Source organism: Streptomyces sp. NPDC003038, from assembly GCF_040611115.1.
In the GTDB taxonomy this organism is placed as follows: domain Bacteria; phylum Actinomycetota; class Actinomycetes; order Streptomycetales; family Streptomycetaceae; genus Streptomyces.
In genome coordinates this window covers 91,221-116,002 of record NZ_JBEXNN010000020.1, presented here as the reverse complement: position 1 = coordinate 116,002, position 24,782 = coordinate 91,221, and the positions used below count along the sequence as shown (strand labels likewise).

At 72.1% G+C, this 24,782-nt stretch carries 25 protein-coding genes; 14 read left to right on the top strand and 11 right to left on the bottom strand.

Annotation, left to right across the window (positions count from 1 at the left end; translation table 11 throughout):
- Nucleotides 1–229 precede the first annotated feature (229 nt).
- The 8 genes from ABZX75_RS23750 to ABZX75_RS23715 all read left to right on the top strand — a co-directional run bounded on the left by ABZX75_RS23750 (nt 230) and on the right by ABZX75_RS23715 (nt 6,927).
- Nucleotides 230–883, top strand: a complete 654-nt coding sequence (locus ABZX75_RS23750; protein WP_355413706.1) for an HAD family hydrolase — start codon at nt 230–232, stop codon at nt 881–883.
- 59 nt (nt 884–942) lie between these two features.
- Entirely contained in the window at nt 943–2,157 is a 1,215-nt protein-coding gene (locus tag ABZX75_RS23745) for an MFS transporter (protein ID WP_355413704.1), read from the top strand.
- On the top strand, nt 2,108–3,277 hold the full coding sequence (locus tag ABZX75_RS23740) for an acetoin utilization protein AcuC (RefSeq protein ID WP_355413702.1): 1,170 nt from the start codon (nt 2,108–2,110) through the stop codon (nt 3,275–3,277). Before ABZX75_RS23745 ends, ABZX75_RS23740 begins: the two co-directional genes overlap by 50 nt.
- A gap of 78 nt (nt 3,278–3,355) precedes the next feature.
- Entirely contained in the window at nt 3,356–4,186 is an 831-nt protein-coding gene (locus tag ABZX75_RS23735) for a phosphatase (protein WP_355413700.1), read from the top strand.
- Between the two features lie 113 nt (nt 4,187–4,299).
- Nucleotides 4,300–4,509: a helix-turn-helix domain-containing protein gene (locus ABZX75_RS23730; protein ID WP_008738568.1), complete on the top strand. Its 210-nt coding sequence runs from the start codon at nt 4,300–4,302 to the stop codon at nt 4,507–4,509.
- A 150-nt stretch (nt 4,510–4,659) separates the two neighbouring features.
- A complete protein-coding gene (locus ABZX75_RS23725; protein WP_003948845.1) occupies nt 4,660–4,758 on the top strand; it encodes an AURKAIP1/COX24 domain-containing protein in 99 nt (32 codons plus the stop codon).
- Nucleotides 4,759–4,858: 100 nt separating this feature from the next.
- Complete coding sequence (locus ABZX75_RS23720) at nt 4,859–5,935, top strand: NAD-dependent epimerase/dehydratase family protein (protein ID WP_355413697.1); 1,077 nt, start codon at nt 4,859–4,861, stop codon at nt 5,933–5,935.
- Complete coding sequence (locus ABZX75_RS23715) at nt 5,935–6,927, top strand: lysophospholipid acyltransferase family protein (RefSeq protein WP_355413695.1); 993 nt, start codon at nt 5,935–5,937, stop codon at nt 6,925–6,927. The genes ABZX75_RS23720 and ABZX75_RS23715 overlap by 1 nt, the downstream gene beginning before the upstream one ends.
- A 71-nt stretch (nt 6,928–6,998) precedes the next feature.
- Here the strand turns inward: ABZX75_RS23715 and ABZX75_RS23710 are convergent, their stop codons facing one another.
- The 3 genes from ABZX75_RS23710 to ABZX75_RS23700 all read right to left on the bottom strand — a co-directional run bounded on the left by ABZX75_RS23710 (nt 6,999) and on the right by ABZX75_RS23700 (nt 10,547).
- A complete protein-coding gene (locus tag ABZX75_RS23710) occupies nt 6,999–8,201 on the bottom strand; it encodes a DUF5667 domain-containing protein (protein WP_355413693.1) in 1,203 nt (400 codons plus the stop codon).
- A 218-nt stretch (nt 8,202–8,419) separates the two neighbouring features.
- Nucleotides 8,420–9,235 carry an ECF subfamily RNA polymerase sigma factor, BldN family gene (locus ABZX75_RS23705; protein WP_355413691.1) on the bottom strand — a complete coding sequence of 272 codons (816 nt, stop codon included), beginning with the start codon at nt 9,233–9,235 and terminating at the stop codon, nt 8,420–8,422.
- A 361-nt stretch (nt 9,236–9,596) separates the two neighbouring features.
- The gene (locus tag ABZX75_RS23700) at nt 9,597–10,547 is read right to left on the bottom strand and encodes an HAD-IB family hydrolase (protein ID WP_355413689.1); all 951 of its coding nucleotides are present in this window, start codon (nt 10,545–10,547) and stop codon (nt 9,597–9,599) included.
- A gap of 106 nt (nt 10,548–10,653) precedes the next feature.
- On the opposite strand from ABZX75_RS23700, the gene ABZX75_RS23695 reads away from it, so the two are divergent.
- The 6 genes from ABZX75_RS23695 (at nt 10,654) to hemB (ending at nt 17,473) form a co-directional block, all read left to right on the top strand.
- Nucleotides 10,654–10,932 (top strand): glutaredoxin family protein, encoded by a 279-nt coding sequence (locus ABZX75_RS23695; protein ID WP_355413687.1) that lies wholly within the window; start codon nt 10,654–10,656, stop codon nt 10,930–10,932.
- Nucleotides 10,933–11,205: 273 nt separating this feature from the next.
- Nucleotides 11,206–12,015: a redox-sensing transcriptional repressor Rex gene (locus ABZX75_RS23690; protein ID WP_355413685.1), complete on the top strand. Its 810-nt coding sequence runs from the start codon at nt 11,206–11,208 to the stop codon at nt 12,013–12,015.
- Nucleotides 12,012–13,691 (top strand): glutamyl-tRNA reductase, encoded by a 1,680-nt coding sequence (locus ABZX75_RS23685; protein ID WP_355413683.1) that lies wholly within the window; start codon nt 12,012–12,014, stop codon nt 13,689–13,691. The genes ABZX75_RS23690 and ABZX75_RS23685 overlap by 4 nt, the downstream gene beginning before the upstream one ends.
- Nucleotides 13,688–14,656 (top strand): hydroxymethylbilane synthase, encoded by a 969-nt coding sequence (hemC, locus tag ABZX75_RS23680; protein WP_355413681.1) that lies wholly within the window; start codon nt 13,688–13,690, stop codon nt 14,654–14,656. Before ABZX75_RS23685 ends, hemC begins: the two co-directional genes overlap by 4 nt.
- Nucleotides 14,653–16,326: a bifunctional uroporphyrinogen-III C-methyltransferase/uroporphyrinogen-III synthase gene (locus ABZX75_RS23675; RefSeq protein WP_355413679.1), complete on the top strand. Its 1,674-nt coding sequence runs from the start codon at nt 14,653–14,655 to the stop codon at nt 16,324–16,326. The genes hemC and ABZX75_RS23675 overlap by 4 nt, the downstream gene beginning before the upstream one ends.
- A 145-nt stretch (nt 16,327–16,471) precedes the next feature.
- Nucleotides 16,472–17,473, top strand: coding sequence for a porphobilinogen synthase (gene hemB, locus ABZX75_RS23670; protein WP_355413677.1), 1,002 nt, complete (start codon nt 16,472–16,474; stop codon nt 17,471–17,473).
- Nucleotides 17,474–17,488: 15 nt separating this feature from the next.
- On the opposite strand, the gene ABZX75_RS23665 is transcribed toward hemB, so the two are convergent.
- Genes ABZX75_RS23665 through ABZX75_RS23630 form a run of 8 tightly spaced genes read right to left on the bottom strand, consistent with a single transcriptional unit; the run spans nt 17,489 to nt 24,716 of the window.
- Nucleotides 17,489–17,803, bottom strand: coding sequence for a hypothetical protein (locus ABZX75_RS23665; protein ID WP_355413675.1), 315 nt, complete (start codon nt 17,801–17,803; stop codon nt 17,489–17,491).
- Nucleotides 17,800–18,372, bottom strand: a complete 573-nt coding sequence (locus ABZX75_RS23660; RefSeq protein WP_355413673.1) for a serine O-acetyltransferase — start codon at nt 18,370–18,372, stop codon at nt 17,800–17,802. Before ABZX75_RS23660 ends, ABZX75_RS23665 begins: the two co-directional genes overlap by 4 nt.
- Nucleotides 18,369–19,292: a 2-oxoglutarate and iron-dependent oxygenase domain-containing protein gene (locus ABZX75_RS23655; RefSeq protein WP_355413671.1), complete on the bottom strand. Its 924-nt coding sequence runs from the start codon at nt 19,290–19,292 to the stop codon at nt 18,369–18,371. Before ABZX75_RS23655 ends, ABZX75_RS23660 begins: the two co-directional genes overlap by 4 nt.
- 29 nt (nt 19,293–19,321) lie before the next feature.
- Nucleotides 19,322–20,113: a class I SAM-dependent methyltransferase gene (locus tag ABZX75_RS23650; protein WP_355413669.1), complete on the bottom strand. Its 792-nt coding sequence runs from the start codon at nt 20,111–20,113 to the stop codon at nt 19,322–19,324.
- Nucleotides 20,097–21,179 (bottom strand): pyridoxal-phosphate dependent enzyme, encoded by a 1,083-nt coding sequence (locus ABZX75_RS23645; RefSeq protein ID WP_355413667.1) that lies wholly within the window; start codon nt 21,177–21,179, stop codon nt 20,097–20,099. The genes ABZX75_RS23650 and ABZX75_RS23645 overlap by 17 nt, the downstream gene beginning before the upstream one ends.
- On the bottom strand, nt 21,176–22,147 hold the full coding sequence (locus ABZX75_RS23640) for an SUMF1/EgtB/PvdO family nonheme iron enzyme (RefSeq protein ID WP_355413665.1): 972 nt from the start codon (nt 22,145–22,147) through the stop codon (nt 21,176–21,178). Before ABZX75_RS23640 ends, ABZX75_RS23645 begins: the two co-directional genes overlap by 4 nt.
- Nucleotides 22,144–22,845, bottom strand: coding sequence for a GTP cyclohydrolase II RibA (ribA, locus tag ABZX75_RS23635; protein WP_355413663.1), 702 nt, complete (start codon nt 22,843–22,845; stop codon nt 22,144–22,146). Before ribA ends, ABZX75_RS23640 begins: the two co-directional genes overlap by 4 nt.
- Nucleotides 22,842–24,716 carry a WD40 repeat domain-containing protein gene (locus tag ABZX75_RS23630; RefSeq protein WP_355413661.1) on the bottom strand — a complete coding sequence of 625 codons (1,875 nt, stop codon included), beginning with the start codon at nt 24,714–24,716 and terminating at the stop codon, nt 22,842–22,844. The genes ribA and ABZX75_RS23630 overlap by 4 nt, the downstream gene beginning before the upstream one ends.
- Nucleotides 24,717–24,782 lie beyond the last annotated feature (66 nt).

Here is a 24,782-nt window from a genome sequence, read left to right as displayed (position 1 = left end):
TACTGCAGGGGGGACCCTGTGGGAGAGTAGGACGCCGCCGAACGATTATTGTGGGAAAGCCCCGCACCTTATGGTGCGGGGCTTTTCTGCGTTCCCGGCCCGTTCTTGTGACGTCCGGTGCGTCGGGACGGTGTCGGCCGCTTCGGCGGGCTGACGATGTTCCGCCGTTCGTCCGTTCACCAGCACCGGGTTGCCCTGAGCCCGCACTGATCGCTCGTAAGGTGGGGTGATGGGATATGACCTCATCATCTTCGACAACGACGGCGTGCTCGTGGACAGTGAGCCGGTCGCCAACACCATCCTGGCCGGGTACCTGACCGAGCTGGGGCACGCGACCTCCTACGAGGAGTCGCTGCGCGACTACATGGGGGCCGCCGTGCACCGGGTGCACGACCTGGTCCTGGAGCGGACCGGGGAGCGGTTGCCCGCCGACTTCGACGAGACGCTGCACGCGAGGACCTTCGCCGCGTTCGAGCGGGAGCTCAGGCCCGTGCCCGGTGTGGCCGAGGTGCTGGCTGAGCTGTCCGCGCAAGGTGTGGCGTACTGTCTCGCGTCGTCCGGGAGCCACGAACGGATCCGGGTCGGGCATCGCAGTGCCGGGCTGGGCGAGTGGTTCGAGGAAGAGTGGATCTTCAGCTCCGAGGACGTGGGACGCGGGAAGCCGGCTCCGGATCTGTTTCTGCATGCCGCCCGGGAGATGGGCGTGGACCCCGCCCGGTGTGTGGTCGTCGAGGACAGCCGGCTCGGGGTGCAGGCCGCGCGGGCGGCGGGGATGGACGTCCTGGGGTTCACCGCCATGACGCCGGCCGGGACCCTCGCCGGTGCGTCCGCCTGCTTCGGGGAGATGAAGGAGCTGTACGGGCTCCTCGGACTGGCCGTCTGACCGATTCGTTCTGTGATCGCTCTACCCACCGGTAGGGCAGGGGCCTACGCTGACCCGCCATGACGGCAGACCTGCGGCTGCGCCGTGGGCGGGGCTCACTCGGGTTCAGCTTCTTCGTGCAGGGCGTGACGTTCGCCCTCCTCGTGACCCGGATTCCCGCCATCCAGAACCGATACGGGATATCCGACGGGCTGCTGCCCGTCTTCCTCGCCGCCGTGCCGATCCTCGCCGGAGCGGCGAGCGTGGCCACCGAGCACCTGGTGAAGCGGGTGCCGCCCAGTGCCGTCCTGCGATGGGCGCAGCCGCTCGTGCTGCTGTCCCTCCTCGGTGTCGGAGCAGGCGGCGAGATGTGGCATGTGGCGGCGGCCCTGGGGGCGTTCGGGCTGTCGGTGGGTGCGCTGGACGCCTCGATGAACATGCTCGGGGTCAGCCTGCAGCGGGCGTACGGGCGCAGCATCATGCTCGGGTTCCACGCCGCGTACAGCCTGGGAGGGATCCTGGGGGCCTCGGCGGCGTGGGCCGGGGCGCACTGGCGGCTGGACCTGGCTACGTCCTATCTGCCGGCCGTGGTCGTGCTGTTGCCGCTCGCGCTGCTGGGGAGCCGGCGCTACGTCGATGCCCCGGCCGAGCCCCGTGCAGGGGTGCGGGGGCGGCCGGACAAGGGGGGCAAGCTGCTGCTGCCGCTCTGCCTGGTGATGGCGTGCGCGTACATCGGGGACTCGACCGTCGCGAACTGGAGTGCCAAGTACCTCCAGGACGTGCTCGGGAGCTCCGAGCAGCTGGCGACGGTCCCGTACAACGTCTACATGGTCACCACCCTGATCGGGCGGGCCGTCGGGGACCTGGGTGTGCGGCGCTTCGGGGCCGCGGCCGTGGTGCGGGGCGGGACGCTGGTCGCGGCCGCCGGGTTCGCCGTCGTGGCCGCGGCGCCGGGGGCGTGGACGGGGATGCTCGGCTTCACGCTCGTGGGGATCGGGCTGTGTGTGATCGTGCCGCAGACCTTCGCGGCGGCCGGGCGGTTGTTCCCGGGGAGTTCGGACACCGCCATCGCCCGCTTGAACATCTTCAATTACGTCGGCTTCCTCATCGGGTCGCCGCTCGTCGGGGGTATCGGGGACGCCTGGAGCTACCGGGGCGCGATGCTCGTGCCGATGGGGCTCGTCCTCGTGACACTCTTCTACGCCCGTTCGTTCGGCTCCGACGAGGCCCGATACGGTGTCGGGCATGAGCGGGCGCGCGCTGTTGATGTGGGACGAGGCGGTCACGGGGTATGACTTCGGGCCGGGCCATCCGATGGATCCGGTGCGCCTGGCGCTGACGATGGGCCTGGTACGCGCCTTCGGGCTGGACCGGGCCGTGGAGGTGCGGGCGGCCCGCGCGGCGGGGGACTCGACACTGCGGCTCGTGCACCGGGAGGACTACGTCGCCGCGGTGCGGCAGGTGTCGGCCGATCCCCGTGCGGCGGACGGGTCGTACGGGCTCGGGACCATGGACGATCCGGCCTTCCACGGGATGCACGAGGCGTCCGCCCTGATCGCCGGGCAGTCGGTGGCGGGCGCGGAGGCGGTGTGGCGCGGGGAGGCCGCGCACGCCGTGAACTTCGCCGGGGGTCTGCACCACGCCATGCCGGGCGGGGCGGCCGGATTCTGCGTGTACAACGACGCGGCCCTCGCCATCGCGCGGTTGCTGGAGCTGGGCGCCGAGCGGGTGGCCTACGTGGACGTCGACGTCCATCACGGGGACGGCGTCCAGGCGGCCTTCTGGGACGATCCCCGGGTGCTGACCATTTCGGTGCACGAGCATCCGCGGACGCTGTTCCCGCAGACGGGGTGGCCCGAGGAGACGGGCGGGGCGGCGGCCGAGGGGTCGGCGGTGAACGTGGCGCTGCCCGCCGGCACCGGGGACGAGGGATGGCTGCGGGCCTTCCACGCGACCGTGCCGGAGCTGCTGGCGGACTTCCGGCCGCAGGTGCTGGTGACGCAGCACGGGGCCGATACGCACGTCGAGGATCCGCTAGCGCACCTGGCGGTGTCCCTCGACGCCCAGCGGGCGGTCCAGGAGGCCTGTCACGCGCTGGCGCACGAGCATGCGGCCGGGCGGTGGCTGGCGCTGGGCGGCGGCGGGTACGCGGTGGTGGACGTCGTACCGCGGTCGTGGACGCACCTGGTGGCGATCGCCGCGCACCGGCCGGTGGACCCCGAGTCGGCGGTCCCGGCCTCGTGGCGGGACGAGGTGTACGCGCGGACCCGGCAGGTGGCGCCGGCCCGGATGACGGACGGGCGGGCGCCCGGCTGGCGGGACTGGGACGAGGGCTACGATCCGGCGGACCGGACGGATCAGGCCGTACTGGCGACGCGGCGGGCCGTCTTCCCGCTGCGCGGGATGCTCGCCTGAGTAGCCTGCGTTACGCCGACTGTGGGGCGGTTCCGGTGAATTGATGAACCGCCAGTTCCGGTGGGGCAGCATCGGAGGGTGTTGAACACCGGCGCGTTGCGTGCGCATCTGCTGGCCGCCCGGTTGGCCGGGACCGTCGCCACTTCCCGGGAGGAGAGCCTGCGCAGTTACCGGCTGTTCGCGGCGCGGGATCCGCGGGTGCTGCTGGGGCTCGATCCCGAGCGGGGCTGGGGCGAGCGCGATGTGCTGCGGCTGATGGCGGACAAGTGCGGGGTCTCGGCGGATCCGGCGCATGTCAGCGGGCCGGACGTGATCGACCCGGAGCGGACGGTGGTGGCGCTGGAGGCCTTCGCGGGGCGGCTGCGCGAAGCGGCCGGGGCGCGGTCGCCGGTGCTGTTCGGGACCGGTCATCCCCACCGCCTCCTGGGCTTCTACGCCGTTTTGGCCCGCGCGATGACGGCGGCGGGATGTGTTGTCCTCACTCCGGCGCAGGGGGTGAGTGTCGACATGGCGACCCGGTTCGGCGTACGCACGTACAGCATCGATTACGTACGGGGGGTCGCGCTGGTGCGGGAACCCGGCGTGCGGGCACCGGGGAGTGCGACCGGCGCACACACCCATTCGCCGCTGCCGGTTCGGATCGCGCTGGGGGCGCTGGCGGATGCGGGAGGGCCTCTGCCGGAGCTGGTGGTGGGGGACCACGGATGGGTCTGCGGCGCAGGTCAGCTCGGTGTGGAGGCGATCGGGCTGGCGGACACGGATGATCCCGCGCTGTTCGTCGGGGAGGCCGAGGGGCGGGTCTCGGTGGCGGTTCCGCTTGATGACGCGGTTCGCGCGGACCACTACCGGCCCCTCGCTCGCTATGTACTCAATCGGGCGAGGATGTCGGGTCGGCAGGAGTGGCTGTAGCTCCTCTTCCCCACTCGTATCACGCGCCCCTACTCTGGGAGTGAGCGTGCGACGACGAGGAGTAACCGGAGGGGAAGCCGGTGCCCGTCATGCGCGGAAGGTCAAGGTGTGTCATGGCTGCTGGCGAGAGGCCTCTCAGCGAGGTTCAGTTCCTGACCGTGGCGGAGGTCGCCTCGGTGATGCGAGTGTCAAAGATGACCGTGTACCGGCTGGTGCACAACGGTCATCTGCCCGCAATCCGGGTGGGCCGGTCCTTCCGGGTCCCCGAGAACGCGGTCCACGAGTACCTCCGAGAGTCCTATGTGGGGGTGGAATCGGCCTGAGACTGACGCTCGCGACTCCCTCGAAGGGCTCGGATTACAAGCTCAGAGCTCGGGCGGGTAGGCTAGGCCGACGTAGGTCGTGTGGGCCCAGACGCCCCGCACCGTTCCCCGCTGGCGCGGGGATGTTCCGAGAAGTGAGCGAGGGTAGTCGTGGGCTCTGTTATCAAGAAGCGGCGTAAGCGGATGGCCAAGAAGAAGCACCGCAAGCTGCTCAAGCGCACCCGCGTTCAGCGCCGTAACAAGAAGTAAACGGCAGCTGTACGTGTTCTCCGCAGCCCCTCCACCATTCTGGTGGGGGGGCTGCGGTGCAGCCGGAGACGGTTGTTCCTACTAGGGAGGCGCTGAGCTCGTGGGCAAGGTCGTACTCGTCACCGGGGCTGCCCGGCAGCTGGGAGGCCGCTTCGTGCGGCGGATCCAGCGCGATCCGGAGGTCGAGCGGGTCATCGCGGTGGACGCGGTGGTGCCGCCGCACCGGCTGGGATCGGCCGAATTCGTCCGTACGGACATCAGGCAGTCGGCGATCGCGCGCGTGCTCGCCGAGCACGCCGTGGACACGGTGGTCCACTTGGCGGTCACCGGGGGCAGCGCGGGGACGGGCGGCGCGCACAGCGCCGTCAAGGAAACGAACGTCATCGGGACGATGCAGCTCCTGGGAGCCTGCCAGAAGTCCCCGACGGTACGACGGCTCGTGGTGAAGTCCAGTACCAGCGTGTACGGGGGCACCTCGCGGGATCCGGCCGTCTTCACCGAGACCACGCAGCCCAAGTCGCTGCCGGCGGGCGGCTTCGCCAAGGACGCCGCCGAGGTCGAGGGATATGTACGGGGCTTCGCGCGCAGGCGGCCCGATGTCGCGGTGTGCGTCCTGCGGTTCGCGAACATCCTGGGCCCCTTCGCGGACTCGGCGCTCGCGGAGTACTTCTCCATTCCCGTGATGCCGACCGTGCTGGGCTACGACCCGCGGTTGCAGTTCGTGCACGAGGACGACGTGCTCGACGTGCTGCGGCTGGCGGCGGGGGAGCCCAAGCGGGGGACGCTGAACAGCGGGACCTTCAACATCGCGGGCGACGGCGTGCTGTTGCTGTCACAGTGCTCGCGGCGGCTGGGGCGGCCGACGCTTCCGCTGCTGCTGCCCGCGGTGACGTGGGCCGGCTCGGCGCTGCGCGCGGTCGGGGTCACCGACTTCTCGCCGGAGCAGATAAGGCTTCTGACGCACGGCCGGGTCGTGGAGACCACGCAGATGCGGGAGGTGCTCGGCTTTGAGCCGATGTACACGACTGCGGAGGCCTTCGCCGACTTCGCGCGGAGCCGGGGGCGCGGGCTGCTGCCGCCGGAGCGGTTGGGGCGGGCCGTGGAACGGGTGGCCGCCATGCTGAAGGTGGACGGCTTGGATGTCGGGGGCGATGTGGCTGAAGGAGCGAAGCGATAGTGGCGGACGCCAAAGTCATTCCGTTCGACGAGGACCGGCCGCGCCGGCGGCCCGTGGGGCGGCGGGTGCGGATCGCTCCGCCGGCCGGGCCCGTAGCGGCCCGGCCGGTGGTGGAGCAAGTGGCGGAGCCGGCCGCCGAGGAGGCGGGCGGCGACAGCTGGGAGAAGCGGATCGCCGGCGGGCTGGCGTTCCTGCGGCGGCGGATCACCGGGGAGTACGAAGTCGACGACTTCGGCTACGACAAGGAGCTGACGGACCAGGTCCTGATGTCCTTGATGAGGCCGCTGTACGACAAGTACTTCCGGGTCGAGGTCAAGGGCATCGAGAACATCCCGGCGGAGGGCGGCGCGCTGATCGTGGCGAACCACTCGGGGACACTGCCGCTGGACGGGCTGATGCTCCAGGTCGCCGTCCACGACCACCATCCGGCGCAGCGGCACCTGCGGCTGCTGGCGGCGGATCTGGTGTTCATGCTGCCGGTGGTGAACGAACTGGCGCGCAAGGCCGGGCACACCCTGGCGTGTGCGGAGGACGCGCAGCGGCTGCTGGAGGCCGGGGAGCTGGTCGGTGTGATGCCGGAGGGCTTCAAGGGGATAGGGAAGCCGTTCGGTGACCGGTACAAGCTCCAGCGCTTCGGGCGGGGCGGGTTCGTGTCGACGGCCCTGAGGGCGGGGACGCCGATCGTGCCTTGCTCGATCGTGGGGGCGGAGGAGATCTACCCCATGGTCGGCAACGCGAAGACGCTGGCGCGGCTGCTGGGGATTCCGTACTTCCCGATCACGCCCACGTTCCCCTGGCTGGGTCCGCTGGGGGCGGTGCCGTTGCCGACGAAGTGGACGATCCAGTTCGGGGAGCCGATCCCGACGGACGGGTACGCGCCGGAGGCGGCGGAGGACCCGATGCTGATGTTCAACCTGACGGACCAGGTGCGGGAGCAGATCCAGCACACGCTGTACCGGCTGCTGGTGCAGCGGCGGTCCGTCTTCTTCTGACCGAAGCCCCCCGGATCCGGCGCCCGAAAAGCCGGCGAGGCCGTATCTGCCCCGCCGGCTTCTTCGGCGTGCTATTGCCCGGCGTCCTCCGCGTTGATGCCCAGGCCCGGGAGCAGGCCCGGGAGGAGGGGCGGGAGGGTGATGTCCGGCTTGGGGATGTCCGGGGTCGCCGGGGTGGCCGGGGCCGAGGGGCCCGTGGGCGGGTTGAGCAGGTCGCCCGTACCGCCCAGGAGCCCGTCGGGGGGCGCAGGCCGCGCGCTGCCCGAGGGGGGCGGCGTGGGACTGCCGGACGGCGTGCCGGAGGCCGGAGCCGACTGCTGTGTGCCGCCGGGGGTGCCCGGCTTGGCCGGGGAACCGGGCGAGCCGGAGCCGCGGGTATGGTCCGGTGCCTTCGGGAGCATGCTCTGGAGCGGCGCCACGTCATCGTCTATGGCCTGGAAGACCGACTCCACCTCACCGCCCACGTCCGTGAGCTGCGCCGGCAGCCTCTCCCGCAGCTTGCCCCACGCGTCACGGTGGGAGCGGGAGAACGACGACAGCTTCTGGATCGGGCCGAGCGAGCCGTCCCGTTCGTAGGCTGCCTGGAGGAGACGGTGGCCCTCCTCCGCGTCGTGTTTCACGCCCGCCAGCGCGCGGCGGATCGCGCCCAGGGACTCGTGGTCCAGGACGCCCGTCCGGCCGCGTTCCATGAGCCGGCGGGCTTCCGACAGACGGTTCGAGGCCTGGTCGAGATAGAGCTCGCCCCGGTCCGCGTCCTCGTCGGCCATTCCCAGCTTGAGGTCCTCCATGCCCCGTTTGACGGGGTAGAGGTGGTCACCGGGCAGGGCGTCGGAACTGGCAGCGGCCACTCCGCTGAAGGCCCCTGCCGCCACACCCACGGTGAGGCCCCCTGCCGCGATGCCCTTGGACCAGCGGGAGCGGGGCCGCAATTTCCGGAGCGTGGCCGCCCGGTGGGCGCCGCGGCCGGTCCGCTGTTCGGGCATCTGAGGGTCCGGGGCGGCAACGCCCCCGGCCCTCTCCTCCAGCACCATGGCCTCCATGGCGGCGACGAGCTGGGCTCGCTGCACCACTTTGACGTCTGCGTCCAGTACCGGGCGCGGCATTTCACCGAGCGCACTCGCCAAGGCCAACAGCCGGTCGTGGTCGGCAGGTTCGGCAGGTGCCTCGGACTGCTCGGCCGCCGGGTCCGGTTCTGGAAGATCGGACGGGGTCCGATCCTCCAGGGCCTGGGCGAAGGCGTTCGCCCGCCGGTGCGGAGTCACGTTCGCGATCACTGGCGGCACCTCCTCTCGTCATGACGATCGACTCCCCAGGGTGTCCGGAAGGTTGCCTTCCTTGAGCACATCCACCCTTTCGGGTGAGCGGCTTCGAGCAAGGCTTGTCCACAGGGAGCCTGCATTCCGCACAACGAGCGTCGCGGCACTTGGGTTACGGACGAAGGATGATCGGACCACAGCGTCATCGAAGGGTCACCGGATGTGAGTGAGGGCAGTCAGCGGGCGTCGTCCGGAAGGAGCCGGGCCAGCGTGCGGACGGCCCGGTACTGGAGCGTCTTGATGGCGCCCTCGTTCTTCCCCATCACCCGGGCCGTCTCGGCGACCGACAGGCCCTGCAGGAAGCGCAGGGTCACGCACTCCTGCTGCTGCGGATTGAGTTTCCGTACGGCCTCCAGCAGGGCCGCGTTGGAGAGGGACTCCAGGACGGAGTCCTCGGGGCTGCGCTCGACCTCGTTGGCGTCGAGCATCTCGCCGGTGGTGACCTCCAGCCGGAAGCGGCTGGACTTGAAGTGGTCCGCCACCAGGTTGCGGGCGATCGTCACGAGCCAGGCGCCGAAGTCGCGGCCCTGCCAGGTGAAGGTGGAGATGCGGCGCAGCGCGCGCAGGAAGGTCTCGCTGGTGAGATCCTCCGCCGTCGCTTTGCCGCCGACGCGGTAGTAGATGTAGCGGTAGACCGTGTCGCTGTACTGGTCGTAGAGCCGGCCGAAGGCGTCGGCCTCGCCGGCCTGGGCGCGTTCGACCAGGTCCATCATGCGGGCCTGGTCGCTGTCCGCGGTGGGACGGCGGGGGGCGGCCTGCGTGCTCGTGCCGGCTGCGCCGCTTGAGGCTCCTCCCGCGCGGCCGCGTCTGCCCACCGTCGCTCCACCGTCGGTCAGGGCATAGCAAGGACCGGCCGGACCGAGGCCGGCAGGGACCGCGGCGGCGAAGGCAGGGACGGCGTACGCGGTGGGGACGAAGCCGCGCAGGCGGTCGATGACCGTTGCGCGCAGCGTAGCCAGGCCCGAGGCGTCAACCCCGACAGGTGGGTACACGGGACTCCCAGAGGCAGAGCTTCCATCACGTGCAGTGCGGAACCGTTCACCCGTCGTGGCGACAGATGAGCGGTGGCATGCGTTTGAGGAGAATAACGCTTCGTACAGGCAGCGCTACACCCAGTTGCTCAAATCACCGGTTCCGACACTTCTGTTGCCTGTCGAGGGCATATTCAGTCGCGGTTGGTGATCGATTCCTGATCACTTGGATACGCGGAATGGCAGCTTCCATGGTGGCTCGCGACCGACCCGGGCATGCCGGAGTGCCGCACCGGGAGTGCGGGTAGAGGTGAGGGAATGCCCGCGGTCCCGGCCCCGTGAGGGGCGGGAGGGGGACCGGCCGGGCGGGGGCCCGCCGTTGCTACTTGCGGCGGCGGTGCAGGGCGACGGCGGCGGCCGCGCCGCCCGCGATCGCGCCGACGCCGGCGGCCGCCGGGACGCCGACCTTCACGGCCTTGCGGCCGGTCCGATAGTCGCGCAGCCGCCAGTCGTGGGCCCGGGCATGCTTGCGCAGTTTTGTGTCGGGATTGATCGCGTACGGATGTCCGACCAGCGACAGCATCGGGATGTCGTTGTGCGAATCGCTGTACGCCGCGCACCGTTCGAGGTCCAGGCCCTCGGCCGCGGCCAGGGCGCGGACCGCTTCCGCCTTGGCGGGGCCGTGCAGGGGCTCGCCGACCAGGCGGCCCGTGTAGACGCCGTCCAGGGATTCGGCGACGGTGCCCAGGGCTCCGGTCAGCCCGAGCCTGCGGGCGATGATCGTGGCCGTCTCCACGGGAGCGGCGGTGACCAGCCACACCTTCTGGCCGGCGTCGAGGTGGGCCTGGGCCAGGGCGCGGGTGCCCGGCCAGATCCGCTCGGCCATGTACTCGTCGTAGATCTCCTCGCCGATGGCCATCAGCTCGGAGACCTTGTGCCCCTTGACGATGGACAGGGCGCTGTCGCGCGCGTCCTGCATGTGCTCGGGGTCCTCGACCCCGGCCAGCCGGAACCAGGCCTGCTGCCAGGCGAAGCGGGCGAGCTCGCGGCGGCGGAAGAACTCCCGCTTGTAGAGGCCGCGGCCGAAGTGGAAGATCGCGGCGCCCTGCATGACGGTGTTGTCGAGGTCGAAGAAGGCGGCGGCGAGATCGTCCCCGGCGACCGGGAACGCCGGCGCCTCGGGCGCCCGGGGTGCTTCTGTTCCGGCTCCGGTGAGAGGTGGGGCTTCGGCCAGCGCGGTCTTGCGGGCGGCCTCGGCCGAGGCCTCGCCTGCCAGTACGCTCCGCGCGGTCGCGGAGCGCCTACGGGGGGTGAGCCATCCGAGAGCGGCCATGCGGTGAGCATAGCCACTGTGTTCGGGAGTTCCCGAACCGGCCGGATGCGGAGGCGTGAACTCCTCGGGGCGCTGTCGTGACGCCGGGGAGCGGGAGAATGAGGGCATGAGCCCTTTGTTGCGCCGTAAGGAAAAGAAGCGTCCCGAAGAGCGGATGGTGACGCTGATCGGGAAGCCCGGATGCCATCTGTGCGACGACGCCCGGGAAGTGATCGAGAAGGTGTGCGCCGAGACGGGCGCGCGCTGGGAGAAGAAGGACATCTCGCGGGACGAGGAGCTCTACCGGCTGTACTGGGAGCAGATTCCGGTGGTGCTGGTCGACGGCGAGCAGCACACCTTCTGGCGGGTGAACCCGGACCGGCTGCGGCGGGCGTTGGAGGGCTGAGTCGCTTCCCGGTTACCATCATGGGCGATTTATGGGGACTCGGGGGCGTATCTGTGAGGAGTGTGTGCGGTTTTGCCCCCCTTGGGTTTTGAACGGGTTCGGCGTAGCGTCCGTTCCCGCCCGGCGTGTCGGACGCGCGTGACCCCGGTCACTTTGCTTGGACAAAGCGGACACCATCTTTGTGCACGCGTTCACAAAGGCATAGCCTGCTGTCGACGGGGCGGTCCTGGGACAAGTGGCCGCCTGCAGCCCCGCTCATCCCGCAGGAGCATCGTGGCAACTGGCCGAACTCACCGACCGGCGACCCGCAGCCGAGGTATTCCCGAGGCCACTGTCGCCCGGCTTCCGCTGTACTTGCGTGCCCTCACCGCGCTCTCCGAGCGATCGGTGCCCACGGTGTCCTCCGAAGAGCTCGCGGCCGCCGCCGGAGTCAATTCCGCGAAGCTGCGCAAGGACTTCTCGTACCTGGGTTCCTACGGCACGCGCGGCGTCGGCTATGACGTGGAATACCTCGTCTACCAGATCTCCCGCGAGCTCGGGCTGACCCAGGACTGGCCGGTCGTCATCGTCGGCATCGGAAACCTCGGCGCCGCTCTCGCCAACTACGGCGGTTTCGCCTCCCGCGGATTCCGTGTGGCCGCGCTGATCGACGCCGACCCGGCCATGGCCGGCAAGCCGGTGGCCGGGATGCCCGTGCAGCACACCGATGACCTGGAGCGGATCATCGAGGAGAACGGGGTCTCGATCGGCGTCATCGCGACGCCGGCCGGTGCGGCGCAGCAGGTCAGCGAGCGGCTGATCGCGGCCGGTGTCACCTCCATCCTGAACTTCGCGCCGACGGTGCTGTCCGTGCCGGACGGCGTGGACGTACGCAAGGTCGACCTCTCGATCGAGCTCCAGATCCTGGCCTTCCACGAGCAGCGCAAGGCCGGCGAGGAAGCGGCCGCCGCCGCTGCCGCCGGCGGTCCCTCCATGGGCGGCGCCGCGCCGGCCGCGGCCGTGGTGCCGCCGGCCGGACGGGCCGCCGCCGTGGCGCGCAAGGGCGGTCCCGAAGGTGATGTGCCGGCGGTGATGCCGGCATGAGCCTGCTCGTCGTAGGGCTGAGTCACCGCAGCGCACCCGTCAGCGTGCTGGAGCGCGCTTCGCTGTCCGCCGACGCCAAGGAGAAGCTGCTGCACGACACCCTCGCCGCGGAGCCTGCGGCGGAGGCGGCGGTGCTCGCCACGTGCAACCGGATCGAGCTGTACGCGGACGTGGACAAGTTCCACGCCGGCGTCGCCGAGCTCTCCACGCTGCTGGCGCAGCACAGCGGTGTCGCGCTGGAGGAGCTCACTCCTTATCTCTACGTGCACTACGAGGACCGGGCGGTGCACCACCTGTTCTCGGTGGCGTGCGGGCTGGACTCCATGGTCGTCGGCGAGGGGCAGATCCTCGGCCAGATCAAGGACGCGCTGGCGCTCGGGCAGGAACAGCACACCGTCGGCCGGCTGATCAACGACCTGTTCCAGCAGGCGCTGCGGGTCGGGAAGCGGGCGCACTCCGAGACCGGGATCGACCGGGCGGGGCAGTCGCTGGTGACGTTCGGGCTGGAGCAGCTCGCGCTGCGGGTTCCGGTCGAGAAGTGGGCGGCCGGGAAGCGGGCGCTGGTGATCGGGGCCGGGTCGATGTCGTCGCTGGCGGCGGCGACGCTGGCGCGGGTCGGCTTCGCCGAGATCGTGGTGGCGAACCGGACCGCCGAGCGGGCGGAGCGGCTGGCCGAGGTCCTGGTTGCCTCGGGCACCGGGGTCGCGGCGGTGGCGATCCCCATGGCGGATGTCGCGGATGAGCTGACGCGGGTCGATGTGGTCGTCTCGTGCACCGGTGCCACGGGCCTTGTGCTGACCGCCGATGACGTGCGCGGCGCCGTGTCCTGGGGCTCCGCCCCAGACCCCGCGCCTCAAACTCCCCCAGCTACCGCTGGGAGGGGCCCCCGGGCGGGGCTGGATGCCGATGTGGTGGCGCGGCTGGCTGCCGCCGCGCTGACGCACGGGCGGCTCGCCGACGGGGGAGCCGCGCGGACCGTGAGCGTGCCCGTGGAGGCCGACGGGTGTCCCGTCGGGCCCGACGGGCGGTCGGCGCTGACCGGTGTGGACGCCAACTCCCTAGAGCTGCACGGAACCTGGGCCGACCAGGGTGAGGCCGCCGCACAGCGGCAGCCCCGCAGGACGGTCAGGAACCAGGCCGATGGGGCGACCGTGCGGCTGGCGCTGCTGGACCTGGCCATGCCCAGGGACATCGACGCCGCCGTGCACCGGATCCCGGGCGTACGGCTCGTGGACATCGAGTCGCTCGCGGAGGCGTCGGCCGACGCGCCGATGGCGGCCGACGTCGACGCCGTGCGCTCGATAGTCACCGGGGAAGTCGCCGCCTTCGGGGCGGCGCAGCGGGCCGCGCACATCACGCCCACCGTCGTCGCACTGCGGGCCATGGCGGCCGAGGTCGTGGCGATGGAAGTGGCGCGGCTCGACGGGCGGGTGCCCGACCTCGACGAGCGGCAGCGGGCCGAGGTCACCCAGACCGTGCGCCGCGTCGTCGACAAGCTCCTCCACGCGCCGACCGTGCGCGTCAAGCAGCTCGCGAGCGAGCCCGGCGGCGCCGGGTACGCGGAGGCGCTGCGCGAACTCTTCGATCTCGACCCGCAGACGGTGGCTTCCGTCAGCCGGGCGGATGCGACGGCCGATCAGGCCGATATGAACGACGACTCAGGACGGGCATCATGAATCCACGTCTCGACCAGCCCCTCCGGCTCGGCACGCGACGCAGCAAGCTGGCCATGTCCCAGTCGGGCCACGTCGCCGACGCGGTACGGGCGATCACCGGCCGTGCCGTGGAGCTCGTGGAGATCACGACCTTCGGTGACGTGTCGCGTGAGCACCTCGCCCAGATCGGCGGGACGGGCGTGTTCGTCACGGCCCTGCGCGACGCGCTGTTGCGGGGCGAGGTCGACTTCGCCGTGCACTCGCTGAAGGACCTGCCGACCACGCGGCCCGACGACCTCGTGATCGCGGCCATGCCGCGGCGTGAGGACGCGCGGGACGCGCTCGTCGCGCGGGACGGGCTGACCTTCGAGCAGCTGCCCGACGGGGCCCGGGTCGGTACCGGGTCGCCGCGGCGGATGGCCCAGCTCAACCACCTGGCCCAGTCGATGGGCAAGCGGATCGAGACGGTGCCCATCCGCGGCAACGTCGACACCCGGATCGGTTACGTGCGCGCGGGCGAGCTCGATGCCGTCGTGCTGGCGGCCGCCGGGCTGAACCGGATCGGGCGCAGTGATGAAGCGACCGAGCTGCTGTCGGTCGACAGCGTCCTGCCGGCTCCGGGCCAGGGTGCCCTGGCCGTGGAGTGCCTCGCGTCCGACGCGGACCTCATCGCCGCGCTCGGCGAGCTCGACGACCCGTACACCCGGGCCGCCGTGACCGCCGAGCGTTCCCTGCTCGCCGCCCTGGAGGCCGGCTGCAGCGCACCCGTGGGCGCGTTCGCCGACCTGTTGGCCGACGGGCAGATTGTCAATGAAATGCGCCTGCGCGGCGTCGTCGGCACGCTCGACGGCTCGACGCTGGTGCAGCTGTCCACCACCGGTCCCGTGCCCCAGTCGTATGACGAGGCCATGGCGCTCGGCCGCGAACTCGCGGACGAGATGCTGGCCAAGGGCGCGGCCGGTCTGATGGGGGAGCGAGCGCTTTGAACCCCACAAGTCCGACCACCTCCGCTTATCCGGCCGTCGCCGCCCACGGACACGTCACCTTCCTCGGTGCCGGCCCCGGCGACCCGGGTCTGCTGACGCTGCGCGCCGTCGAGGCGCTCGCCGCCGCGGACGTACTGATCGCGGAGCCCGAGGTGCTCGAGGTCGTACGGGCGCATGCGCGTGCGGGTGTCGACACGCCGCAGCTGACGGTAGCTGACGAGGTGTCAGCAGCCGCCGGGGTCCCGGTGATCCGGGACGCGGCCAATCTTGTCATGGAGGCCGCGCGGTCCGGCAGGCGGGTCGTCCGTGCCGTCACCGGCGACCCCGGGCTCGACGGCAACACGGCCGAGGAGATGCTCGTCTGCGCCACCGCGGGCATTCCCTTCGAGGTCGTGCCCGGCATCCCCACCGCCGTCGGGGTGCCCGCGTACGCCGGTGTGCCGCTCCGGGACAAGCGGGGCGACGACAACGGCGTGCGCTTCGTGGACGCGAAGAACGCGTCGGCGCGGTGCTGGAGCGAGGTGGGGGCGAGCGACGGGATACTCGTCGTCTCCGCGACGCTGGAGACCGTGTCGAGCGCCGCCGCCGAGCTGGTGAGCGCCGGGCGCAAGCCCGACACGCCGCTGACCGTGACCGTCGCCGGCACGACCACGCGGCAGCGGACCTGGTCCGCGACCCTGGGCACGATCGCCCAGGTGTTCAAGCAGGGCAAGGTGCTGCCGTCGCCCGAGGGCGCCCGGCCGGTCATAGCCGTGGTCGGTGAGCACAGCGCCGCCGCGCGGCGCGAGGAGCTGGCCTGGTTCGAGTCGAAGCCGCTGTTCGGCTGGCGGGTCCTCGTACCGCGGACCAAGGAGCAGGCGGCCTCGCTCTCCGACCAGCTGCGTTCGTACGGCGCCGTGCCGCACGAGGTGCCGACCATCGCCGTGGAGCCGCCGCGCACCCCGCAGCAGATGGAGCGGGCCGTGAAGGGCCTGGTCACCGGGCGGTACGAGTGGATCGCCTTCACCTCGGTCAACGCGGTGAAGGCCGTGCGGGAGAAGTTCGAGGAGTACGGGCTCGACGCGCGGGCCTTCGCGGGGATCAAGGTCGCCGCCGTGGGTGAGCAGACGGCCGCCGCGCTGGTCGAGTTCGGCGTGAAGCCGGACCTGGTGCCGAGCGGGGAGCAGTCCGCGGCCGGGCTGCTGGAGGACTGGCCGCCGTACGACCCGGTCTTCGACCCGATCGACCGCGTCTTCCTGCCCCGGGCGGACATCGCGACCGAGACGCTGGTCGCCGGGCTGATCGAGCTCGGGTGGGAGGTCGACGACGTCACCGCCTACCGGACGGTGCGCGCGTCGCCGCCGCCGGCGGACACGCGGGAGGCGATCAAGGGCGGTGGCTTCGACGCCGTGCTGTTCACCTCGTCGAGCACCGTCCGCAACCTCGTCGGGATCGCCGGCAAGCCGCACAACGTGACCGTCATCGCGTGCATCGGACCGGCGACGGCCAAGACCGCGGAGGAGCACGGGCTGCGCGTGGACGTGCTCTCGCCGGAGCCGTCGGTGTCGAAGCTCGCGGAGGCGCTGGCCGAGTACGGTGCGGCGCGCCGCGACGCGGCGAAGGAGGCCGGCGAGGCCGTCTTCCGGCCGAGCGAGCGGCGGCCGGGCGCGCGCAGGCGTCGTACGACCTGATCGCCGGAAGTGAGCGGAGCGGGGCCCGGACGCCGAGCGTCCGGGCCCAGCCCGTCCCGCCGGTCGGGGCGGGCCCGGCCGGACCGGGGGGACGGGCCCTACGCTTGTTCCGACTGTTCTCGATGCTCGAAGAGGCGACTACAAGATGAGCACGTACGGATCCTTTCCCGGCTCGCGGCCCCGTCGGCTGCGCACCACCCCGGCGATGCGGCGGATGGTCGCGGAGAACCGGCTGCATCCCTCGGACCTGATCCTTCCGGCGTTCGTACGGGAGGGCATCACCGAGCCCCTGGCGATCTCGGCGATGCCGGGGGTCGTCCAGCACACCCGGGACACGCTGCGCAAGGCCGCCGTGGAGGCGGTCGAGGCGGGGGTCTCGGGGATCATGCTGTTCGGGGTGCCGGCCGACGAGAACAAGGACGCGCGGGGTACGGCGGGCACCGAGCCGGACGGCATCCTCCAGGTCGCGATCCGTGATGTGAGGGCCGAGGTCGGGGACGACCTGGTGATCATGTCCGACCTCTGCCTCGACGAGTACACCGACCACGGGCACTGCGGGGTCCTCGACGAGCACGGCCGGGTCGACAACGACGCGACGCTGGAGCGGTACGCCGAGATGGCGCAGGTCCAGGCCGACGCCGGGGTCCACGTGGTGGGCCCCAGCGGCATGATGGACGGCCAGGTCGGCGTCATCCGGGACGCGCTGGACGAGACCGGGCACGAGGACGTCTCCATCCTCGCGTACACGGCCAAGTACTCCTCGGCGTTCTACGGGCCGTTCCGGGAGGCCGTCGCCTCCTCCCTCCAGGGCGACCGCAAGACGTACCAGCAGGACCCGGCCAACGCCCGGGAGTCCCTGCGGGAGCTGGCGCTGGATCTTCAGGAGGGCGCCGACATGGTGATGGTCAAGCCGGCGGGCCCCTACCTCGACATCCTGTACCGGGTCGCGCAGGCGGTGGACGTCCCGGTGGCCGCCTACCAGATCAGCGGCGAGTTCGCGATGATCGAGGCGGCGGCCGAGAAGGGCTGGATCGAGCGGGACCGGGCCGTCCTGGAGACCCTGCTGGGCATCAAGCGGGCCGGCGCCGACACGATCCTCACCTACTGGGCGACCGAGGTCGCGGGCTGGCTGCGCGCGGCCCGCTGACCGCCGACCGTCGCGTCAGCCGCGGCGGTTGACCGCGGAGAGCAGGGCCTGGGCCGAGGCGAGGCCGGCGGCGTCGCGCTCGGTCGCGGCCAGGCTGTACGTGATCTCGGCGAGCAGGACGGAGAGCCGGCCGTCGTTGACCCGGGTCAGCGGCTCGGAGCCCTCCCACACGGCGTCGCGTACCGCGTTCTCCGTGATGCAGCCGACGGGGGTGGAGGCGGTCAGCAGCCGCTGGGCGATGCTGCGTTCCAGGTCGGTGGGGACCCAGGCGCCGGTGTCGAGGTCCTTGGCGAGGTCGAGGGTGCGCTCGCGCAACGAGGTCAGCGTCATGAGGTGCTCCTTGAAGGGTGGGCGAGGGCCCGGATCGGGACGATCCGGGCCGTCATGCCGGGGGAGGGCAGGTCCCGCAGGACCAGGGAGTGCGCGCGGATGCGGTTGCCGCCCGCGACGGTGACCGGGCCGAGGACGCAGGCGCCGACGCCGATGAGGACGTCGTCGCCGATGACGGGATGGCGGCGGGCGGCGGGGTCGCCGGTGTGGGTCCAGCCGCGGGAACCGAGGGTGACGCCGTGGTACAGCGTCACGTCGTCGCCGACGCGGGCGGTTTCGCCGATGACCACGCCGAAACCGTGGTCGATGAAGCAGCGCCGGCCGATGCGGGCGCCTGCGTGGATCTCCATGCCCGAGAGCAGCCGCCCCGCGAGGGTGAGCAGTCCGGCGGCGAACCGGTGGCCGCCCGTGTGGAGGCGGTGGGCGGCCCGGTGGAGGGCCAGTCCGTGCCAGGGCGAGTGCAGCAGCGCGTCGCGCCGGCGCGGGCGGGATGGGTCGCGCGCGACGACGGTGTCCAGGTCCTCGCGGATCTGGCGGAGGAGGGAGATCCGGCTCCTGTTCGCGGTCACGGCCGCTCCAGCCGGTTGATGCGGTACATCGTGCGCTGGAAGAGGTCGTGCGCGGTGAGGGAGGGATGGCGGTCGGGTTCGCCGGCCGGGGTGCAGGAGCGCAGCGGGGTGAGCACCGTCCAGGGGGTGGGGTGGCAGAACTGTACGAGGGAGAGCCGGCCGCCGCGCTGGTCCGGTGCGGCGACGACGCGGTGCGAGGCGGCGCGGGCGAGGCCGCCGGTGAGGCGTTCCAGGACCATGCCGACATTGAGTACGGCGTACCCCTCGGGCACCTCCACCGGGGTCCACCCGCCGTCCATGCGTACTTCGAGGCCGGCGGCGGTGGCCCGGGGCAGCGCGGTGATCAGGTCGAAGTCCTGGTGCTCCACCATCCAGATGTGGTCGGCGGAGGGTGCCTGCTCCATGGGCGGGTACCAGGTGGCGCGGTTGACGACGGGGCCGTCCTCCAGCATCTCCTCGAAGTAGCCGGGGGCCGCGCCGAGTGCCCCGGCGAGCCGGCGGACGACGTCGAGCTGGAACCGGGCGGTCCGGGCGTGGAGTTCGCCCAGGGTCTTGCCCATGCCGGGGACCAGGTGGTCGGGGAAGTACGGCTGCGGGTAGCGGGCGGGGTAGCGCTCGCGCAGCGGGTGGCCGGCGGGCAGCGGGGCGCCCCAGTGGAACAGCTCCTTCCAGTCCGGGGCCCGGCCCTTCTCACCCTTTTCGACCAGGGGCGGGAGGTAGCCGGACTGACCGTTGGCGCCGGGTATCCGGCAGTCGGCCTTGACCTCGGCGGGCAGCTCGAAGAACGCGCCGAGCTGTGCGTACGCCTCGTCCAGCAGGCTGTCCGGCACCGTGTTGCGCACCAGGAAGAATCCGTCGCGCAGGGCGGCGCGGATGTGCTGGTCGTCGGCGCGGGCGTCGAGTGCGATCTCCTTGAGCACGGCCTGGGTCTCCTCTCGTGAATCCCGTCTCAGAGCGCGGCGAAGGACAGGGTCAAGTACTTGAGCCGGTGGCCCTCGTACTCGAAGTGGCGGTCGATCTCCAGGCGGCCGGTGGAGCGGAAGCCGCAGGATTCGTAGAGCTCGACCACGAGCTCCTCGGTGAGCCACCAGTTGAGGCGGCCGTCCGCGAGGGGGTGCGGGGTGATCTGTCCGTCGGGGGAGAGGAACACGCTCACGACCCAGACGCCGCCGGGGCGCAGCATCGTGCGGCCGTGCTCCACCCAGGCCGCCCAGTCCTCGCGGCGCTGGTGGTGCAGGCAGCCGTTGTCGACGAGCAGGTCCAGGCCGTGGGCGCGGAAGCTCAGGAAGTCGCCTTGGTGGAAGCGGATCGTGCCGTGCTCGACCTCCGGGGTGTCCCATACGTCGAGCAGGTCCAGGCCGGTGACGTCGGCCTCCAGCCATTCGGCGAGGGAGGCCGTCTGCAGGCCGCGGCCGCAGCCGATGTCCAGGACGCGGGCGGGGCCCGCGCCGGGCGCCGTCTCGTCGGTGGGGGCGGCGGCGATCGCGAAGTGCGTGACGCGGTCGTTGGTGGTCGTCCCGGACCAGGAGTCGCGGTTGTCCTTGTACCACTGCTTGAAGGAGTTGCGGACGATCTCGCGGTAGCCGCAGTAGTTGCGCTCGGCGGTCACCGCGGACCCTCCCGACTCGGTGGCGTGGGTGGGGGTGGCGCGGGTGGCTTGGGTGACTTCGGTGGCCGTCCGGGCGTCCGTGTCGCGGTGCGCCGGGACGGTTTGGACCGCGGTGTCAGTTCGCTGCGGCATGCTCCCACTCCTCGATCGTTCCGCGGCCTGCGACGACCGCGACGGCATTGCGCCCTGGCGGGCCTTGGTCGACTTCCGCGGAGGCACTGAGCCAGGCGCCCGCGCCGCTGCCGGACACGGCGATGCCGTGTTCCCGGCGCAGGTGGCGCATGGCCTGGAGGGCCTGCGGATAGGCGATGTCGGTGTAGCTGAACCAGCCCTCGGGGAAGGCGGAGATCAGGGGCTGGCGGATTCCGTGGCCGAGTCCTCCGGTACCGCTCATGCGGGGGGCTCCGTCGGGGGCGCGCTCGTCGCCGTAGACGGCCTCGGTGGGGAAGACGGCGAGATAACGGCAGTGCGGCCACGCTCCCTTGAGGGCCATCGCGGTACCGGCGAGGCTGCCGCCGGTACCGACGGCGGCGGCCAGGGCGACCGGCTCCACGCCGTATCCGGAGAGCTGGCCGATGATCTCGGCGCCGGTGTGCTCGCGGTGCATGGCCGCGGCCTCGGCCGCGCAGTGCTGGAGCAGCAGCCGGCGGTCCTCGCGTTCGGCGACGCGGACGGCCTCGTCCATGGAGCCGAGGAAGCCGGTGCCCGGGCGGGCCCGGGACACCTGGGCTCCCTGCCGGCGCAGCGAGGTGATCAGCCGGTCGGAGACCCCGTACGGGACCACCAGGTGGAGGTCCAGGCCGAGTTGGCCGCACAGGTCGGCCAGGGCGACGGCGAGGCTGCCGCCCGAGTACTCGACGAGGCGCAGGTCGGGGGTGCCGGCTCGGGCCACCGCCGCGCACAGAAGGGCGTACGCGGTACGGGACTTGACGGTGCCGGAGGTGTTGGCGGACTCCGCCTTGAGCCAGATGCGGCCGCGTCCGGCCCGGCTGGGGACCGGGACCAGCGGGGTGTCGCCGATGCCGGGGCGCAGGGCGGCCAGCCGGGGCAGCAGCCGGTGGGCGGCGGCCTCCAGCGGTGCGAAGGGGGCGGTGAGGTCGGACAGCGCCGGGGCGCGGCCGGCGAGGACGCGGCTGATGTCCTCGAAGCCGGGAGCGGCCGGCCGGGCCCGGGTGGCGGTCGCCGTGGCGGGCGTCATGAGGGCCGCTCGCCGGTGGCCAGGCGGAAGCCCACGGGGTAGAGGGGGCCGGGGAAGGCGCCGTGGCGGCGGCGGGTGCGGGTGAGGTCGCCGAAGCGGGAGAAGGATCCGCCGCGGGCGACGCGGTAGGTGCCCATCGTCTCGACCAGGTGGTCGGCGACGTAGGGGCCGCCGGGGTAGGGGACGTAGTCGTCGGCGGTGAACTCCTCGACGTTGCCGCCCATGTCGTGGGCGCCGTACGGGGAGCGGCCGGCCGGGAACGCGCCGACCGGGGTGGTCGTGTGCACGCCGGACTCGCGGGTGTTGGCGGCGGCCGGGTCGAAGCCGCCCGGCCAGGGGTAGGGCAGGCCGTCCGGGCCCTTGGCGGCGTGCTCCCACTCGGCTTCGGTGGGCAGCCGCCACGGGTGGCCGGTGCGGGTGGTGAGCCAGGCGGCGTAGGCATCGGCGTGCTCGGGACGGATGCCGGCCACGGGGTGGTTGGAGCGGTCCCAGGGGTAGGCGCCGAGGTACCAGGTGGTGGGGCGCTCCTCCAGGCCGGTGTCGGCCAGGAACTCCCGGTACTCGCCGTTGGTCACGGGGTACGTGGCGATCCAGAAGTCGGCGAGCTCGACGGTGTGCTCGGGGCACTCCTTGAGGATCCATTCCTCCTCCACGCCCGCGTGCGCCCAGGCGGCGGTGACGTATCCGGACTCGTCCCGCGGGAGGCCGATGCGGACCGCGCCGCCGGGGACGAAGCGTGCCGAGGGGTTCGCCCCGCCGGCGGGGGAGGGGATGCGGGGGTCGCCGATGAGGCCGAGGACGGCGCCGGCGGTGAGCCGGTCGGCCAGGGCGAGTTCCGGGTCCTCGACGGCGACGGCCAGCTGGCGCGGGTCGGCGCCGGGCAGGCCCGCCGGGTGGACCCGTGCCGGGTCGGCGAGGTCGGCGTACTCCTTGAAGTGCGGGGAGTGGGCGAGGTCTTCGAGCTTCATGCCGCGGTCTCCTGAAGCAGGGTCAGGTTGTGCCCGCCGAGCTCGGCCTTGGCGGAGAGGTAGCGGGCGTTCTCGGAGGTGACGTACACGCCGGTGGGGATGACCTCGGTGATCTCGATGCCGTGGGCGCGCAGCTCCCGGACCTTGTCCGGGTTGTTGGTGAGCAGGCGGATGCGGGTGAGGCCGAGGGCGCGGAGCATCGCGGCCGCCGCGCCGTAGTCGCGTTCGTCGTCACCGCGGCCGATCATGCGGTTGGCGGCGAAGGTGTCGTAGTCCTGCTGCTGGAGGACGTACGTGTCGAGCTTGTTGTAGAGGCCGATGCCGCGGCCCTCCTGGCGCAGGTAGAGGACGGCGCCGCCGTGGTCGGCGATGCGGCGCAGCGCCTCGTCGAGCTGGGGGCCGCAGTCGCAGCGGGCCGAGCCGAGGACGTCGCCGGTCAGGCACTCGCTGTGCAGGCGCACCAGGGGGGCTTCGGCGGCCGGGGCGGCGGCCGTCACCGTGGCGGGCGTCACTGCGGCGGGCGCGGAGGGAACGGCGGGCGCCGTGGGAACGACGATCGCGAAGTGCTCGCCGGGGTCCGGCAGGTCGTGGAAGGTGATGAGGTCGGCGCTGCGGTCCCGTACCCGCGCGAGCGTGATGGGCACGCGGGCCCGGACCGTCGCGAGGACGGCTCCCGGTGTGTTCGTCCGTGTCGTCATGCTGCCACCTGCTTCCGGCCCGCGGCCTGTGCGATGTCGTCGATGTGGAGGAAGTGCTCGATGTGGGCGGCCCCGTGCGGGTACGCGGCGACGAGGGCGATCCGGCCGTCCCAGCCGGCGACGGCGACGCGGCCGTCGGCGAGCCGGAGCATGCAGGACAGGCCCTGGCCGAACTCGGCGAGGACGCGGCCGGAGGCGAGGGTGCCCGCGGAGTCCGCCCAGTCGACCTGCCAGGTGTAGAGGTTGAAGTCGTAGGAGCCGGCCAGCACGGTGGGCCGGTCGGGGTCGCCGAGGAGGGCGACGCACTTGACGGACTCGTCGGAGCCCAGCAGCGTCTGCACCTGCCCGGCGCTCCAGCCGCCGTTCGCCGTGCGGGCGAGCCGCCCGACCTTGACGGTGTGGTCGCGCGACGCGCTGGCGGCGACGGAGCCGTGCAGGGCGGCGACGGCGTTGACGAGGTTGCCGTGCTCCCACAGCGTGGTGCGTCCGCGCAGGCCGCCCGCCTCGATCGTGCGGTCGGTGGCGGCGGACAGGAAGCCGCCGCCCGGGAGCGGGGCCAGGGACTTGACCGATCCGCCGTGGGCCTCGACGCGCTCTTCGAGGCGGAGCGTGCGCGGGTCCAGGACGAGGAACTCGCCGTTGTAGGTGCCGGCGACGACGCGGCCGCCGTCGACGGTGAGGGAGGGGATGGGTGCGCCCAGCCGCTCGCTGTACGCGCGGGCGCCGTCGTAGCGGATGACCTGGCCGGAGTAGGTCCCGGCGTAGATGGTGTCGCCGTCGGTGGTGAGCGAGAGGATCGGGCCGTCGGTGAGCTCGATCGCCGTGACCCGCGGGCAGGTGTCGCCCGCGCCGCGGATGGCGAAGACGGTGCCGCAGTCGCCGCCGACGAGGAGCTCCTCGCCGCGCGCCGCGAGGGCGTTCGGGCCGTGGGTGGCGCGGTCGGGGCCGGACAGCTCGCGGGCGCCCGCCATGTCGTACAGGTGCGGGGCGTTGCGGAAGGATCCGGCGGCGACCAGGCCGTGGGCGGCGGAGACCGAGCGCGGCCACACGCGGCGGTCGGCGACGGTGTGCAGCCGCTCGCCGGCCCGGGTGAACCAGTGCAGGGAGCCGTCGTAGGCGCCGACGACGAAGGCGGAGTCGTCCTCCGCCCAGTCCACCGCGCGGGCGGCGGAGGTGGATACCTCGACGGTCAGTACGTGGTCCAGCTCGCGGGTGAGGAGGTCGACGGAGCCGTCGTCGCGGGCCACGGCGAGGAGGTCGCCGGTACGGGACCAGGCGCAGCCCTCGATGGAGGAGTCGTAGTGGCGCTTGCGCGGGGTGAAGGAGCCGTCGCGGCCGGCCCGGGCCGAGGGGTCGCTGACCGCGACGAGGCCGTCCTCGCCGACGGTGGCGGCCAGGCCCTCGGCGCTGACCGACACCATCATGCAGTGCGCCTCGTGGGAGCCGACCTCGGTGAGGAAGGTGCCGTCGAGGGCCGACCACAGGGTGGCGCGGCCGTCCTCGGAGACGCAGATCAGGCGCTCGCCGTCGGGCAGCCAGGCGACGGAGTTGATGTCGTCGGTGTGCCGGGCCAGAACGTTGACGAGGGCGGCCGGGCCGGTCCGGGGGATGCGCCAGATGCCGACCGTCTTGTCGGCCGAGGCCGTGGCGAGGAGGGTCGGATCGGCGGGGTTCCAGGCCGAGGCGTTGACGAGCCGGCGGTGGCGCAGGGTGGCCGCCTCGGTGGGCCGCGCGGGGTCATCCGTATTCCAGACGATCACCGTTCCGTCGTAGGAGCAGGTGGCCAGGCGCGAGCCGTCCGGACTGAAGGCCACGTGGGTGATCGGGGCCGAATGTCCGGTGCCGGATTTCGGAATGTCGATGGTGCGCACGCTGTCTCTGTCCTTTTCCTCGGCTGCCTCTCCAGTTCTCTGAACTGCAAATTAGGGCGCGTGGGC